10 protein-coding genes are annotated in these 13643 nt (G+C 60.4%); 8 read left to right on the top strand and 2 right to left on the bottom strand.

The window, feature by feature from the left end; translation table 11 throughout:
- Window positions 1-35 precede the first annotated feature (35 nt).
- A complete protein-coding gene (locus tag N688_RS03570; protein ID WP_052888003.1) occupies window positions 36-1634 on the bottom strand; it encodes a tRNA nucleotidyltransferase/poly(A) polymerase-related protein in 1599 nt (532 codons plus the stop codon).
- Between the two features lie 198 nt (window positions 1635-1832).
- On the opposite strand from N688_RS03570, the gene cas6 reads away from it, so the two are divergent.
- The 8 genes from cas6 to N688_RS03610 all read left to right on the top strand — a co-directional run bounded on the left by cas6 (window position 1833) and on the right by N688_RS03610 (window position 11444).
- Complete coding sequence (gene cas6, locus N688_RS03575; protein ID WP_052888004.1) at window positions 1833-2843, top strand: CRISPR system precrRNA processing endoribonuclease RAMP protein Cas6; 1011 nt, start codon at window positions 1833-1835, stop codon at window positions 2841-2843.
- A 244-nt stretch (window positions 2844-3087) separates the two neighbouring features.
- A complete protein-coding gene (locus N688_RS03580; RefSeq protein ID WP_052888005.1) occupies window positions 3088-4914 on the top strand; it encodes a PrsW family glutamic-type intramembrane protease in 1827 nt (608 codons plus the stop codon).
- A gap of 253 nt (window positions 4915-5167) precedes the next feature.
- Window positions 5168-6262 carry a thiamine pyrophosphate-dependent dehydrogenase E1 component subunit alpha gene (locus N688_RS03585; RefSeq protein WP_081838477.1) on the top strand — a complete coding sequence of 365 codons (1095 nt, stop codon included), beginning with the start codon at window positions 5168-5170 and terminating at the stop codon, window positions 6260-6262.
- Complete coding sequence (locus N688_RS03590; protein WP_052888006.1) at window positions 6259-7242, top strand: alpha-ketoacid dehydrogenase subunit beta; 984 nt, start codon at window positions 6259-6261, stop codon at window positions 7240-7242. The genes N688_RS03585 and N688_RS03590 overlap by 4 nt, the downstream gene beginning before the upstream one ends.
- Before the next feature lie 158 nt (window positions 7243-7400).
- The gene (locus N688_RS03595; RefSeq protein ID WP_052888007.1) at window positions 7401-8789 is read left to right on the top strand and encodes a dihydrolipoamide acetyltransferase family protein; all 1389 of its coding nucleotides are present in this window, start codon (window positions 7401-7403) and stop codon (window positions 8787-8789) included.
- A gap of 193 nt (window positions 8790-8982) precedes the next feature.
- Entirely contained in the window at window positions 8983-9855 is an 873-nt protein-coding gene (lipA, locus tag N688_RS03600) for a lipoyl synthase (RefSeq protein ID WP_052888008.1), read from the top strand.
- 133 nt (window positions 9856-9988) lie between these two features.
- Window positions 9989-10795, top strand: coding sequence for an alpha/beta fold hydrolase (locus N688_RS03605; RefSeq protein WP_052888009.1), 807 nt, complete (start codon window positions 9989-9991; stop codon window positions 10793-10795).
- A gap of 241 nt (window positions 10796-11036) precedes the next feature.
- Window positions 11037-11444: a response regulator gene (locus N688_RS03610; RefSeq protein WP_052888010.1), complete on the top strand. Its 408-nt coding sequence runs from the start codon at window positions 11037-11039 to the stop codon at window positions 11442-11444.
- A gap of 230 nt (window positions 11445-11674) precedes the next feature.
- On the opposite strand, the gene N688_RS03615 is transcribed toward N688_RS03610, so the two are convergent.
- Complete coding sequence (locus tag N688_RS03615) at window positions 11675-13585, bottom strand: MptA/MptB family glycosyltransferase (protein WP_156025276.1); 1911 nt, start codon at window positions 13583-13585, stop codon at window positions 11675-11677.
- Window positions 13586-13643 lie beyond the last annotated feature (58 nt).

Genomic DNA, 13643 nt, shown 5'->3' on the forward strand with positions numbered 1-13643 from the left:
GAGCCGGGCCGAACCGGGCCATTAGCCGGAGGGGATCAGCTTCCTGAGCCGGAACGGGGCGTCTCCGGGCTACCGGCTGCGCGGGTCTGCAGATACTCGCGTGCCAGCCAGAGGGCCTCTTCCTTCGAGTGGATACGCTCCTCGGCGCGCGCCTCTGCGATGACTTCGAGCAGCTCGCCGATCAGCGGACCTGGCTCCAATCCCAGACGGCGCATCAGCTCGTGACCCGTCAGCAGGCGCGTTGGCAGAAAACGCTCGCGCTCATGGAGATAGCTGCGCAGCAGCAGCGCTACACAGGCAAGGTGTGCTTCCCAGGCGCCGGTGGGGCGCCGGCCATAGCCGGGGCCGTAGGTGGCCAGATGGTCGGCCAGCGAGAAAAGGGACACATGCAGTCCCTGCACGCCCAGATCGACAAAGTAGCGGCGAATAGCGCGCGGCGTCACCATCTCTTGCTGGGCGAGCTGGCCGGGACGCATGTGATGGAGCGTCACCAGGCGCACCAGATGGCGATCATGACCGCTGGCGCTCAGGCGCTTCATCGCCTCCTCGGCGAGCGGTACACCGGCTTGCTGGTGGCCGTAGAAATGGCTCACTCCTTGCTCATCGTAGCTCAGGGTGACAGGCTTGCCGATATCGTGCAAGAGAGCGGCCAGCTTCAGAGCTGGCTTTGTCAGCTCGGAGAGAAACAGCAGGTTCTGATGGCTCGCCTCGGCTAGCAGCGTGCGCAGCTCGGCGATCTTCTCCGCCTGCTCAGGGGCCAGCAGGAGCGGCTGGCACCAGGAAGCGCAGGACAGCCCGTCCAGTAACAGCGGCTCGGGAGACAAGACGCGGGCCACTGCCTCCAGGGCGCTCACAGTCTCTAACGAGTGCTCAAAAACGTCCCAATGATGGGGGGGTGGCTGTGGCATGCCTCGGGCCGAGGCCAGCTCTGGGATCAGGACCGTGAGCAGGCCGTAGTGATCGAGCAGACGCAAGCTGCTGGTGCCATCCTCCTGTCCCAGCAGCTGGTACAGCTCGCCGTGGAGGCGCTCAGCCACCTCGGTGGCTAACAGCCCGGCGTCGCGGCGGATGAGGGCTTCGGTCGTTGGCTCGATCCGCAGGCTGTAGCGGCGTGAAAGGCGAATGGCGCGCAGCAGACGCACCGGGTGGCTGCGAAAGACCTCCTCATTGACTACCCGCAGCAGACGAGCCTGAGCATCGGCCAGGCCACCGCAAGGATCGGTCCACGGCAGGGAGAGCAGAGCAGAAGGAGAGGGCAGACTCAGGAGGGCGTCCAGGGGCAGCGCCAGCGCATTCACTGTAAAATCACGCTGGCACAGGTCTTCTTCAATGCTGGCACCCGCCAGCGGGGCCACGTCGAGCGTCCACTCGCCTGCTGGCTTGCGTACCACGACCCGGCTGGCTTTTTCATGCATATGGGCATAATAGCCGCCGAGGGCATCGGCCAGCTGGCGCGCCAACAGCGGCGCCTCGCCAGCGACGACCAGATCCCAATCGACTATGGGTAGGCCCAGCAACAGGTTGCGCACGGCTCCGCCTACCAGATACACCTGAGTCTGGTGCCGCTCTGCAAAGAAGCGCGCTACTTGCTGCAGTAACTCGTAGGTTCCTTGCTCTAAAAAAGGCACCGACATCTCTCTCCCTGCTCATTAGATCGGGGTGGAACTGCCTGGGCGCGGAAAAAGGAGCTTCTCCCCGTCCCGTCTGCAGCCACCTTTCCTACTCCTACTGGACAAGAGGTTATACATATTTTATGCTAACATACAGTTGTGGCAGTTGCAACCATTAACCTATGGTACATCTACATATGAGAGTTCTCGGAAGGGGCGAGCATGGAAACCACAGCTCTCGTATCGCCGAGCAGCTTCAAAGCTGATCTTTATGCTCTGCATCTGCGATTGCGGCCATTGCAGCCAGGGACCTTAATGCCATTTTCGGGAGAACTGGTGCATGGGGCCTGGCTCGAATGGCTGCGTGGTGCAGCCCCCGATGTCTCTGCACGCCTCCACGAAGGAAACAAGCGTCGCCTCTTCACCTGCTCCAGTCTGCAATTTCCGCTGCCGCCGGTCCAGGTCAGAGAGGCGGAGCGCAACAATCGACACCTCCCGCTCAGCCCAGAGAAGACCTATATCATCCGCATTACCTTGCTGCTCGGTGAGCTGTTCCCGCATTTCTACAAGGCTCTGATCCAATTCAATCACTTTAGTGGAAATCTGCGCCATTCGCCTTTCATGCAGATTGGGCGGCAGGTCTTTTTGCTGGAAGAGGTCATTGCCAGCCCTGACGACCCTGCACGCTGGACGGGTTTTACCACCTTTCGTGAGCTTGCTGCGCAAGCGGCCTTGTTGCAGCCCGCACGCTGCGAACGCATGACTTTAGAATTTGATTCGCTCACAACCTTTAACTGGATCAATACACGCAACAAAGTCTATGGCAACTATTATGCCCTTCTTCCGTTGCCGCGCTACCTTTTCCCTGGACTGGCCAAGCGCTGGCAAGAGCTGGTTGCTCAGGAGCCGGAAACGCGCGAGCTGGCCGCGCTGGTTCAGCCTGAGCTGATCGAAGAGTATATTCTTGACGATGGTGTGATCATCGACGACTATGATCTGCGACCGCATCAGGTGCATTTCTCTACGCATGTTCAGTCGGGCTTTATCGGACGATGCGTCTATCGCCTCCGCGGGCCTGATCCACCACCGGCATCTGGGTCATCGTCGGCGGCATCGGCGGCAGGGCCTGCTCTGACGGTACGGCAGCAGCTCTGGCTTCTTGCCTATCTGGCTTTCTACTCTGGTGTAGGGTACAAAACGCCTATGGGCATGGGGCGAGTGCGCCCTCTGTAGGGAGGAAAGCGCTTTACAGAATGTAAGCCCTGACGCCGCTCTCGGTTCGTCGTCTGTGCGTGGCGGGAGTGTCATCCTGGCGACCAGGTGGCCTTACTCTCCCTGTGCTTTCTATGCTACCATTATATAGCAGCGACGCGGCCTGAGCGGAGTGCGCGGCCCATCCAAGGCGTAGTACGTGGGCAAAACATACAGAGCGCGTACTGACGATCAACACAGCTATTGCCCCAGGAACGTATGGACAATGAGCCAGAGCTATGGTGTGCTACGGGTGGTGTGCATGCCCCAGCTTCAACCCCCGACGGCGCGGGGTTGGGCCGTACGTACGCGCTCTCCTGCCGCCTGGTTGCCTGATGAGCAGCTAGTGCATGTACTGACGAGGCGAGAGACCAGTATAGGGCGGGCTCTCAGCAACGACGTTGTCCTGATGGATCTTGCAGTCTCGCGCGAGCATGCGCGGGTAGTGCTCGATAGCGATGGTTGCTGGTACATTATCAACCTGACGCCCCACAACGTGATTCGGGTCAACGGGCAAGCCATTCCCTCGCATGTACCTTTCCCCCTGCGTTCTCAGGATATCATCGTCTTAGGTAGCACGATGCTCCAATTCCTGGCTCCCCATGTGGCGTGCATTGGAGGGAGCGAAGAGCGGGCGGAGCAAATAGACACCCACTTTGCTGAGCAGGTTACGCAGCTGCTGCCGAGCGTATCGTCCCAGAGAGTCCTACCTGGGCCAGGTCCTTCTATTCCGCCCACCCTGCCGCCGGGCGAGGGAGGAATGACGGCCTTCGGTCCTTGGGCCGAGGAGGAGAGTGAAGAGGAGGACCTGCTTGGGGCAGGCATTACCATGCAATTTGCCCTCTCGCCGCGCCTGGGGAGGCGTATGCGCTGGCTCATGGCCGGCGTTGGACTCAGCATCCTTGCCATCTGTGCCCTTATGACCCTCATCCTCAACAGTTTCATCGGCATCAATGCCCTGACGCAGAATGGCGCTTCCAGTCTATTGGCGGCTCTCACCATTCCGCTCATTCCCGCTCTCGCGACCCTCCTGCTTGTCAACTTTATCGACCGGTTCGAGAGAGAACCGTGGTATCTTCGCCTGGCTACCTTTCTCTGGGGGATGGTGATAGCCATTCCCACCGCCTTCTTTATTGAGCGTCTGATCGATAGTGTGCTGCTCAACCTCTTGGAGCCGGGCACGAGTACGGTGCTGCGCTCGGCCTTGCAGGCTCTCAATGCCGGTGTCACTGAAGAGACCGTCAAGGGGCTGGGCCTGCTCCTGCTCTTCCTGGTCCTGCGCGACCAGTTTGACAACATCACAGACGGCATTGTCTACTCGGCCATGATCGGGGCCGGCTTTGCCCTGGTAGAGAATTTCAGCTATTTCGCCAGTGGTTATCGCAACTCGCTGGTCTTTCTCATTATCTACCGTGTTGTCCTGGGCTGGTTGGGGCATCCGACCTTTACCGCCTGTTTTGGTGCGATGCTGGGCTACACGCGCCACACGCGCTCACGCTGGCAACAGGTGATCACTCCCTTGCTAGGCTACATCATGGCCGTCATGCTGCACAGCTTTTTCGATTTTGTGGACATTCAGGCTGGCGTGGAGGTTCAAGCGAATCCTGGCAATACGCACGTGGCCATGTTAGCGCTGGTGGCAATCATCTGTGACTATATTCCCCCTTTCCTTGTCCAGATGATGCTCCTCTATCTACTGATCCGCTCGCTAGCCCAGGAGGCGGCCATCATCCGCGAGTTTCTGGCTTCCGAAGTGAGCAATGGCGTGGTCACGGTCGACGAGTATGCCCTGTTGCAGCACTCCTTTCAGCGCACGCACCAGGAGCGTCAGGCCCTCTGGCATTACGGTTTCAGGCATTGGCTGCGGGTCAAGGCTCTCTATCAAGCGGAGATCGGCCTGGCCTTTCGCAAGTGGCATGTGAGCATGGGCGACAGCCAAAAAAACGGCTATCTGCGCCAGCCGGAAGATGTCTATCGGGAGCGCATTCGCCGTTTGCGTCAGGAAATTCGCGCGTTTGAGGAGCAAGAGCGAGCGAGGCGACGGGGGACCTGAGCCGTCTATTCTCGCAGCGGAGCGCTTTGTGGTACACTTATGGGGGGCAGGCGCGTCCATCACCACGGCCAGATAAGCAGACGAGCTGCCTGCCGCTGTCCAGCGGTGGGAAGGATGGCGAAACCGTTTCTGGTGGAGCCAGGCTAGATGCTGGTCGTTGGAGATGCCCGTTGTCGGCCATACAGACAGACGCTCACTCCCTCGTCAGGCAGGGATCAGGCGATCACGATGCGGAGGAGTATCCCAGAAGATCATGAACGAAGCGGAGCGGGCTGACCTGCTGTTGCAGATCTATTATTATATGCGCCTCACCCGCGCAATGGAGGATCGTACGCGCACGCTCTTTCTCCAGGGGCGGATTGTCGGCGGAGTCTATACGGCGCAGGGTCATGAGGCGACGACCGTCGGGGCGGCGATGACGCTGCGCGATGGGGACTGCATTGTACCGCAGCACCGGGATCTGGGCATGCATCTGGTACGGGGAGTCTCGCCACGCGCTGTGATGTGCCAGTGGTTGGCACGCGGCAATGCTCCGACGCTGGGACGTGACGGCCAATTGCACATTGGCGATATGCATCATGGGGTCGTCCCAATGATCAGTATGCTGGGCGAGTCGCTGCCGGTAGCCTGCGGTGTCGCCCTCGTCATGAAGATGCGCCGCCGTTCGACGGTGGTGCTGGCCAGCTGTGGCGATGGGGCGACCAGTACCGGAGCCTTTCACGAGGCCCTCAATTTTGCTGCTGTGCAGCGGTTGCCTGTCGTCTTTCTGATCGAGAACAATGGCTATGCCTATTCGACGCCGAACGCCAAGCAGTTTGCCATCGAGCAGCTTGCGCAGCGGGCGGGGGCCTATGGTATGCCCGGCGAGAGTGTCGATGGCAATGACGTGCTGGCGGTGATGGAGGCTGTCGGGCGGGCGGTGGCTCATGCGCGCGGTGGCCGGGGGCCGACGCTCGTCGAGTGCCGTACGTTCCGTGTCCGGGGCCACTCCGAGGCTGATAAGGCCGACTATGTGCCGCCAGCTCTGCGCGAGGAGTGGCTCGCCAGGGACCCGATCAAGCGCTTTGAAGACTATTTAACAGCTCAGGGACTGCTGAGCGCAGAGCGCCGCCGGGAGATCGAGGCCCGAGTGCGGGCCGTGGTCGATGACGCCGTGGCCTTTGCCGAGGCCAGTCCCCCACCCGATCCGGCGACCGTGGCCGACTATGTCTTTGCTCCCGATGGCCCGATCGCTATCGTTGGCGAGCCGGGGGCAGCCGATCCGCGCTATGTCAATGCGCTGGATACGCGCACCGGAAGGCCTTTCTGCACGATGAGTCAGGTAGAGGAGGCTGTTACTCAGTTATGACTGCGGTAACCTATCTGGAAGCGATCAGCCAGGCGATTCGCGAGGAGATGCGGCGTGACGAGTCGGTCTTTCTCCTTGGCGAGGATGTGGCCACCTATGGCGGGGCCTTCAAGGTGAGCGCCGGCTTCCTGGAGGAGTTCGGCCCGGAGCGGGTGATCGATACGCCAATGTCTGAGACGGCGATCATTGGCTCGGCGGTGGGGGCCGCCCTGATGGGAATGCGCCCGATCGCTGAAATGCAGTATATCGATTTTATCACCTGCGGCTTCGATCAAATTGTCAATATGGCCTGTAAGATGTACTGGCGCTCTGGTATCCCTTTGCCGCTGGTGATCCGTGGTCCTGCGGGCGGCGGCACGCATGGTGGTCCGTTTCATTCGGCCAGTCCGGAAGCCTGGTTCTTCCACACGCCCGGGATCAAGGTAGTAATGCCGGCCACCACCTATGATGCCAAGGGCCTCCTGAAGGCGGCGATCCGCGATAACAATCCTGTCCTGTATCTGGAGCATAAGCTGCTCTATCGCCTGCCCGAGCTGCGCGAAGAGCTACCCAGTGAAGACTACATTGTGCCGCTGGGGAAGGCCATTATCCGCCGTCACGGTCGCCATATGACGATGCTGACCTATGGGGCAATGGTTCATCAGTGCCTCAAGGCTGCCGAGCAGCTTGCGTCTGAGGATGGCCTGGCGGTCGAAGTGGTCGATTTGCGCAGCCTGACCCCTCTCGATCGCCAGACCATTAAGGAGTCGGTCATGCGCACCAATAAGGTACTGATTGTCCATGAGGATACGCTGACCGGGGGTGTGGGGGCCGAGCTGGCAGCCCTGCTGGCCGAGGAGCTGTTTGACTATCTCGACGGCCCAATTATGCGGGTAGCCGCTCCCGATGCTCCCTATCCCTATGCCCCTCCTCTGGAGATGGCCTATTTGCCTGGCGTCGAGCGCATTGTGGCCGTTGCCCGCCAGCTCGCCGCCTACTAGCCCGAGGAGATCCGTTCTTCGCCCTTGGGAGCTAACAGGTGACGCAGTGAGCGGTGAGTGAGTTCGTGAGGCCGGGGAGGCGTAAAAGGAGAAAGGGGGAGCAATTCGCTCGCCTCTGAAAGGAAACCAATGGAGTAATTGTTTGCGAGGAGTGGACTATGCCAACGCCGGTGAAATTCCCCCGTCTCGGCGAGTCAGTTGCGGAAGGAACTGTCGCTGCCTGGCTCAAGCATGAAGGCGATTATGTGGAAAAGGATGAGGCTCTGGCCGAGGTAGTGACCGACAAGGTCAATGCTGAACTTCCTTCGCCTGTGGCTGGTCGGTTGGTGAAAATCCTGGTGCCAGCTGATCAGACGGTCCCAGTTGGGACCGCCATCGCTCTCATTGAGGAGGAGGGGGCGAGGGCAGAGGTCGCAGAGGAAGCGAGGGCTGGTCAGAGCGAAAGTGGTAGCGTAGCCGCTGCTCAGCCGGCGCCCGTAGGTGAGCAGGTGACTTCTGCTGCTGCAGTGCAACGTGGCACCTCGGCCCTCTCGGTAGCGGCTGAGGCCGTGACGGCGGAGCCACACGATGGTCAGCAGCCTGGCGAACGTCAGCGCATCTCGCCCCTGGCGCGTCGCCTCGCTCGCGAGCATGGTCTTGACCTGAACGAAATCAAGGGCACGGGCGTCGGTGGACGGGTGCGCAAAGAAGACATCCTGGCTTATCTGGAACAGCGTCAGCTCGGCGCGCAGACGGTTCAGACACCTGCCGCGGCTGTGACTGCCCAGCCCAAGCCTGCCCCCACCACTGTGGTGAGCACGGCAGCAGGCGCTGCCAGGGGACCGGAGCCAGTGGCTGTCGGCCCCGATGAGGAAGTCATCGTCCCCGATCGCATGCGCCTGGCCATCGCTGAGCACATGGTGCGTAGCAAACGGACAGCACCCCATGCCACCACCGTTGTCGAGGTCGATATGACCGCCATTGCGCGCTGGCTAGAGCGCAACAAAGAGGAATTCAAGCGGCGCGAGGGCTACAGTATCAGCTACGTGCCCTTCGTCATGAAAGCGGTCTGTGAAGGTATTCGAAAAGTGCCGCTGATCAACTCTAGCTGGACCGAGGAGAACCGAATCGTTGTCAAGAAGCGCATCCATCTTGGGGTGGCGGTTGCTACCGATAGCGGCCTGGTGGTGCCTACCATTCACGATGCCGACCAATATACCATTGCTGGCCTGGCGCGGCGTCTCAATGAAGTAGCGCAGCGGGCGCGCAGTAACCGTCTGACGGTGCAGGACCTGCAAGGGAGCACTTTCGTGGTTAATAATCCGGGTACCTTTGGTACAATACTATCGGTACCGATTATCAATCAGCCCCATGCGGCTATTCTCAGCATGGATGCCGTGGTCAAGCGCCCGGTAGTGACAGAGGACGATGCCATTGCCATTCGCTCCATGATGTATCTCTGTCTCTCCTTTGACCATCGCATCCTCGATGGGGCCGGGGCTGCCACCTTTCTGCAGGCTGTGCGGGCCAAGCTGCAGAGCTACGGGCCGGAGATCGATGTCTATTAAAGACGCCCTGGTGGGGCGAAGGTAGAGGAGGCAGCCAAAGCGGCAGCCTGGTGGTCCCGCTGATCTGGCGGTACGCGGCCAGGTCAAATGGATCAGGCCAGACCTGGCCAGGGCCAGGCAGTCAGCAAAGCGAGCGATACGAGAGCGAAGCCGAAGCCGAAGCCAAGCCAAGAGAGGAAGTAGAGGAACGATCATGGCGACCATTATCCCTGAGCGCCGTCCCTTGTGGCTACGTGTGCGCCCGCCCGAGGGAGAGGGCTATGAAGAGATCAAGCGGCTCATGCGCAGCAAAGCGCTGCACACAGTCTGCGAGGAGGCGCGCTGTCCCAACATCCGTGAATGCTGGGGGCATGGCACTGCCACCTTCATGATTCTGGGGCGCATCTGCACGCGCAGCTGTGGCTTCTGTGCTGTTGAGACAGGGCGTCCCCTGGGTGTAGACTGGGAAGAGCCGAAGCGGGTAGCGGAGGCCGTACGACAGATGGGGCTGCGTTATGCCGTAGTGACCTCGGTCAATCGCGACGAGTTGAAGGACGGCGGGGCTTCTATCTTTGCCGCGACCATTCGCTGGATTCGGCGCCTCAATCCCGGCTGCAAGGTGGAGGTGCTCACGCCCGATTTCAAGGGAGACTACGAAGCGCTCAAGGTGGTGATGGACGCCAAACCCGATGTCTTCAACCACAACGTGGAGACGGTTCCGCGCCTTTACCGTCGTGTACGGCCCCAGGCGCTCTACCGGCGCTCGCTGCAGGTGCTCAAATGGGCCAAGGAGCTGAATCCGGAGGCCCCCACCAAGTCCGGCTTCATGCTCGGCCTTGGCGAGACCTGGGACGAGGTGCTGGAGGTCATGCGCGATTTGCGTGCCCATGACGTGGATATCCTCACCATTGGCCAGTACCTGCGTCCCTCGTTCCAGCATCTGCCGATCCAGCGCTATGTCCCGCTGGAGGAGTTTGCCGCGCTCAAAGAGGAAGGGCAGAAAATGGGCTTCCGTCACGTGGAGTCCGGCCCCTTTGTGCGCAGCTCCTATCACGCTCACGAGCAGGCCGAGGAGGCTCTAGGGTGAGCGGGCCGGTGGAGGCTGGAATTGCCTTGCGAGGCTGGTTCTGCTGGCGCTGGCTCAAGCACGGAGCTGGCGCCAGCAGTGGCTGTGCGTCTGTGGCGCTTGCCAAACTTCAACTGAGGAGGGGAAGCTGCTCATGAAAGCACGGCTCAATGGCGTCCAAATCGCCTATGACGATCATGGTGCGGGTCTGCCTGTGCTCTTTCTGCACGCTTTCCCACTGAATCGCCGCATGTGGCAGAGCGAGATGGAGGGACTCCTGCGGGAAGGCCGCTATCGCCTGGTCGCCCTCGATTGGCGCGGCTTCGGCGAGAGCGAGATTGATCGTGAGATTCTCGCGATGGAGACGCTGGCCGACGATGTAGCAGCCCTGATGGACTGGTTGGGCATGGATGGGGCTGTGCTCTGCGGCCTGTCGATGGGGGGCTATGTGGCCTTTGCCTTTCTGCGCAAGTATCCGCAGCGTGTCCGGGGCCTGATTCTGGCCGATACACGACCTGAACCTGACAGCGAGGAGGGGAAGGCCAATCGCGAGCAGTTGGCGCGTCTGGCTGAAACCCAGGGCGTGGAGGCGGTGGCCGATCTGCAGATTCCGCGCCTCCTCTCGGAAGAAACGCGCCGTCAGCGACCCGAGGTCGAAGCTCAGGTGCGTCGCTTGATCGCGGCGGCAACGCCACGGGGCATAGCTGCCGCCTCACGTGGTATGGCTCAGCGTGCCGATGCCCGTGATCTCTTGCCTACCATTCGCTGCCCGGTGCTGGTCGTTGTGGGCGAGCTGGATCAGCTTTCGCCGCCCTCGCTGGCCCAGGAATACGCGGCGCGCATTCCGCAGGCCCAGCTGCAGGTGATTCCTCGGGCGGCGCATCTCTCCAATTTGGAGCAGCCGCAGGCTTTCCTTGATAGCATTAGCACTTTCCTGCGCTCCTCAATTCCGGCTCTGTGAGTAGACAGGGCGGGCAAGTGATCCCTCCTCTTGGGCAGAGGAGCTAAGTGCAGGTCAGGGGAGCCGGCATGCTGGGCTTGAGGTGCAGACGGTAGGTACGTGGCTTGTCTCGGGAAGACCTTCGGAGGAGGCTGCTGGCACGCTCCCGCCTTCGATGGACGGCGAGTCTGCCAGCTCGCGCTCGTGGTTGGTAGAGGTGATTTATTGGTTGTGCTCTATGGGAAGGGGAAGACAAGAGGCAATGGACGATGATTGTGATCGGGGTGAAGGCCATCACCCGATTGTGCTGGTTGTCGATGATAATCCGGCCATTCGCGACATGGTAGCCTGGGCGCTGGAGCTGGATGGCTATGAGCCAGCGGAGGCCGCTGAAGGTCAGGAGGCACTGGCCTGGGTCGATAATGCAGTGCGCGAGGGACGCTATCCCTCTGTGATCCTGCTCGACCTCGCTATGCCGGGTATGGATGGGGAGACCTTCTTGCAGCGCCTGCGTTCCCAGTGGGAGCCGGCTTATCCTTTCCCTCAAATTGTGGTCATCACCGCCGGAACCGGCTTGACCACTGCTGCCGCTTTAGATGTGCAGCAGGTCATTGTCAAGCCCTTTCACGTGCGTGACCTGCTCGATGTCATTCGCCGCCTAACCGTCTGAGGCCAGCCAGAGCCACCAGGCTCGCTAGCCTCTTGCGGAAGCGAAAGAAGGACGGCGGGGGAGAGAGGTGTAACGTTCTTTCTCCCCGCCAGGTGGCAAGAGCCTGGTTCAGGCTCTTGCCACTACCGCTCAGGCTGCGCCTCTGCCAGATAACAAGCTAGCGTGATATGCTCCTCCGATAGGTCAGGAGATCCCCATCTTCATCCCTCTCTTGCAGCGCTTTTTTCGGCTCATTCCATTGATGAAGCTGACTGTCGCTCCTCTCGCTGCTCGGTGGGGCCAGTTTGGAGCAGGAGGCGAGAGGGCTGTGAGAGGCGCTGGATGAGTAGGGCAGCGGGAGGAAAGTTTAGGCGTCCAGTCGCTTGCGAGCTGAGGCCAAGACGAGTGCGGCTAGAGAGGCGATCGACCAGCCAGACCAGGAAGAGCGGCAGAAGCCAGGCGCAAGGGCCGCGCAGATAGGCCAGCTTGAAGCCAGGAAGGAAGGGCACAAAAGCACCATGCAAGGCCCAGGCATAGGTGCAGTAGAGCATCAGCATCGTCAGGCTGAGCAGACGGAAAGGGAGAGGCCGCCGGAGCATGGCCAGCCCACGCCAGCGTACGAGAGTCAATGGCCAGCGCCTGCTCTCACCGCTCGCCTCTAGCAGGGCATAGAGACCGAAGAAGGTGACCAGGTACCAGGGCCAGAACCAGGGCGTACCAACAAGGCAATAGAGCAACCAGACCAATGCTAGCCACTGAATCAGACCGCCCGCGGTCCTGATGCGCCAGGAGTGGCGTAGGGCCTGCCAGCAGAGCCAGAGGTAGCAGAGGGCGAAGAGACCCATGCTCAGCGTATGGGTGAGGCGCTCGCCAGGCGAGCCGATAATTGGGATTGTCATCTCGAAGTGTGAGACGATGAGCGCATTGTAGAATTGACCAAGAAACTCGGCGAGCGTGTTAATATTGCGCGAGGCTGAGGGGTTGACGCGCAAGACATCGAGAACGGCGCCACCATCCCAGAAAGGGGCATAGAGCAGGACGATACAGCCGAGATAGAGTCCCAGACAGAAGGCGATTTGACGCAGCGGTAAGCCCCGACCCCACAGCAGCAACAGTAGCCCTGGAAAGAGCAGCACCGTATTAATCTTCAGGCAGGCTGCCAGCGCGAGGAGCACGGTCACTAGCGAGTAGAGGAGGAGCACCGGCCTTCCACGCACAAGAAGCCAGAGAGCTAGCAAGATGAGGAAGAGTAGAGTGCTATCGTTGTGGGCGTTGACCGCTGCCTCAAAAAGCAGAAGCGGATTCCAGGCGAAGGCCAATGTTGCCAGGACGCGCCGGCTCAGCCCGTGCTGGTCCTCATCTCGGGCTGGTTGTAAGTAACCGCTGATAGACCAGATCAGAAGGGTCGAACCCAGGTGCGTGACCAGGCCAAGCAGGCGCAGCAATAACAAGGGAAGAACCAGATTATTGGCCCCAGCTAGCGGCAGTGCCAGCCACTGTAAGAAACAGGTGATGGCCGCCCAGGTTGGCCCATAAGCCGAGGGTTGATCGATCCAGTAGAGATAAGGGTAAGTTGCATCATATTGAATTTGGGTTGGAAGCGTAGTGAGAGGATTAAGGTGATAGATAACGCCCATTCGCGCATAGATCAGGTAAGAAAAAAGATCTGGCGAAGTGACAACGGGAATAAGCGCGAAGAGCAGACCAAGGGCTACTGTTGAGAGTATGACATACTGACGGGAGATAAGGGCAGGCAGCCTGGCCAGAGCGTAGAGATAAAGGAGAAAGAGGGCCGTCAGGACTGCCAGGAACAGGATGACCTCAAGCCAGGCCACTGGGGGCGAAGGAATCGCCGGGTCGGTAGGTACTGGCTGGAGCGGAATAATGCTCCAGCTAGGAAAGAGTGCCTGTGTCGGTAGGAGCGACCAGGTGCCGGCCCGTGAGAGCAGCACATCGTTGAACCAGAGGCCGCTGAGCGGGAGCACGGCATCCAGCAGTACAATGGCCAGGACCATTCCCCCAAAAACGGCCAGCGGGAGAAGCCGCTGATTCCTGTGCGGCCTCGCTGGCGCCTGTGGAAGGATTGCCTCCTTCAACTCCTGTTGAGCGACGACATCTATTCCCGCCGTTTTCTGTTCAAGTGGCAATTCTACATTTCTCATCCCTATACTTGCTACCCATCTATCACAGTTGATGCTGCTATGGCGCTGGCAAGTGGTA

It is taken from the genome of Thermogemmatispora carboxidivorans (genome assembly GCF_000702505.1).
Lineage (GTDB): Bacteria > Chloroflexota > Ktedonobacteria > Ktedonobacterales > Ktedonobacteraceae > Thermogemmatispora > Thermogemmatispora carboxidivorans.

Coding starts and splice junctions, on each gene's coding strand:
- cas6 (WP_052888004.1), top strand. CDS start 1,833: ATGGAAACCACAGCTCTCGTATCGCCGAGCAGCTTCAAAGCTGATCTT.
- N688_RS03595 (WP_052888007.1), top strand. CDS start 7,401: ATGCCAACGCCGGTGAAATTCCCCCGTCTCGGCGAGTCAGTTGCGGAA.
- N688_RS03590 (WP_052888006.1), top strand. CDS start 6,259: ATGACTGCGGTAACCTATCTGGAAGCGATCAGCCAGGCGATTCGCGAG.
- N688_RS03610 (WP_052888010.1), top strand. CDS start 11,037: ATGGACGATGATTGTGATCGGGGTGAAGGCCATCACCCGATTGTGCTG.
- N688_RS03615 (WP_156025276.1), bottom strand. CDS start 13,585: ATGAGAAATGTAGAATTGCCACTTGAACAGAAAACGGCGGGAATAGAT.
- lipA (WP_052888008.1), top strand. CDS start 8,983: ATGGCGACCATTATCCCTGAGCGCCGTCCCTTGTGGCTACGTGTGCGC.
- N688_RS03585 (WP_081838477.1), top strand. CDS start 5,168: ATGAACGAAGCGGAGCGGGCTGACCTGCTGTTGCAGATCTATTATTAT.
- N688_RS03580 (WP_052888005.1), top strand. CDS start 3,088: ATGAGCCAGAGCTATGGTGTGCTACGGGTGGTGTGCATGCCCCAGCTT.
- N688_RS03605 (WP_052888009.1), top strand. CDS start 9,989: ATGAAAGCACGGCTCAATGGCGTCCAAATCGCCTATGACGATCATGGT.
- N688_RS03570 (WP_052888003.1), bottom strand. CDS start 1,634: ATGTCGGTGCCTTTTTTAGAGCAAGGAACCTACGAGTTACTGCAGCAA.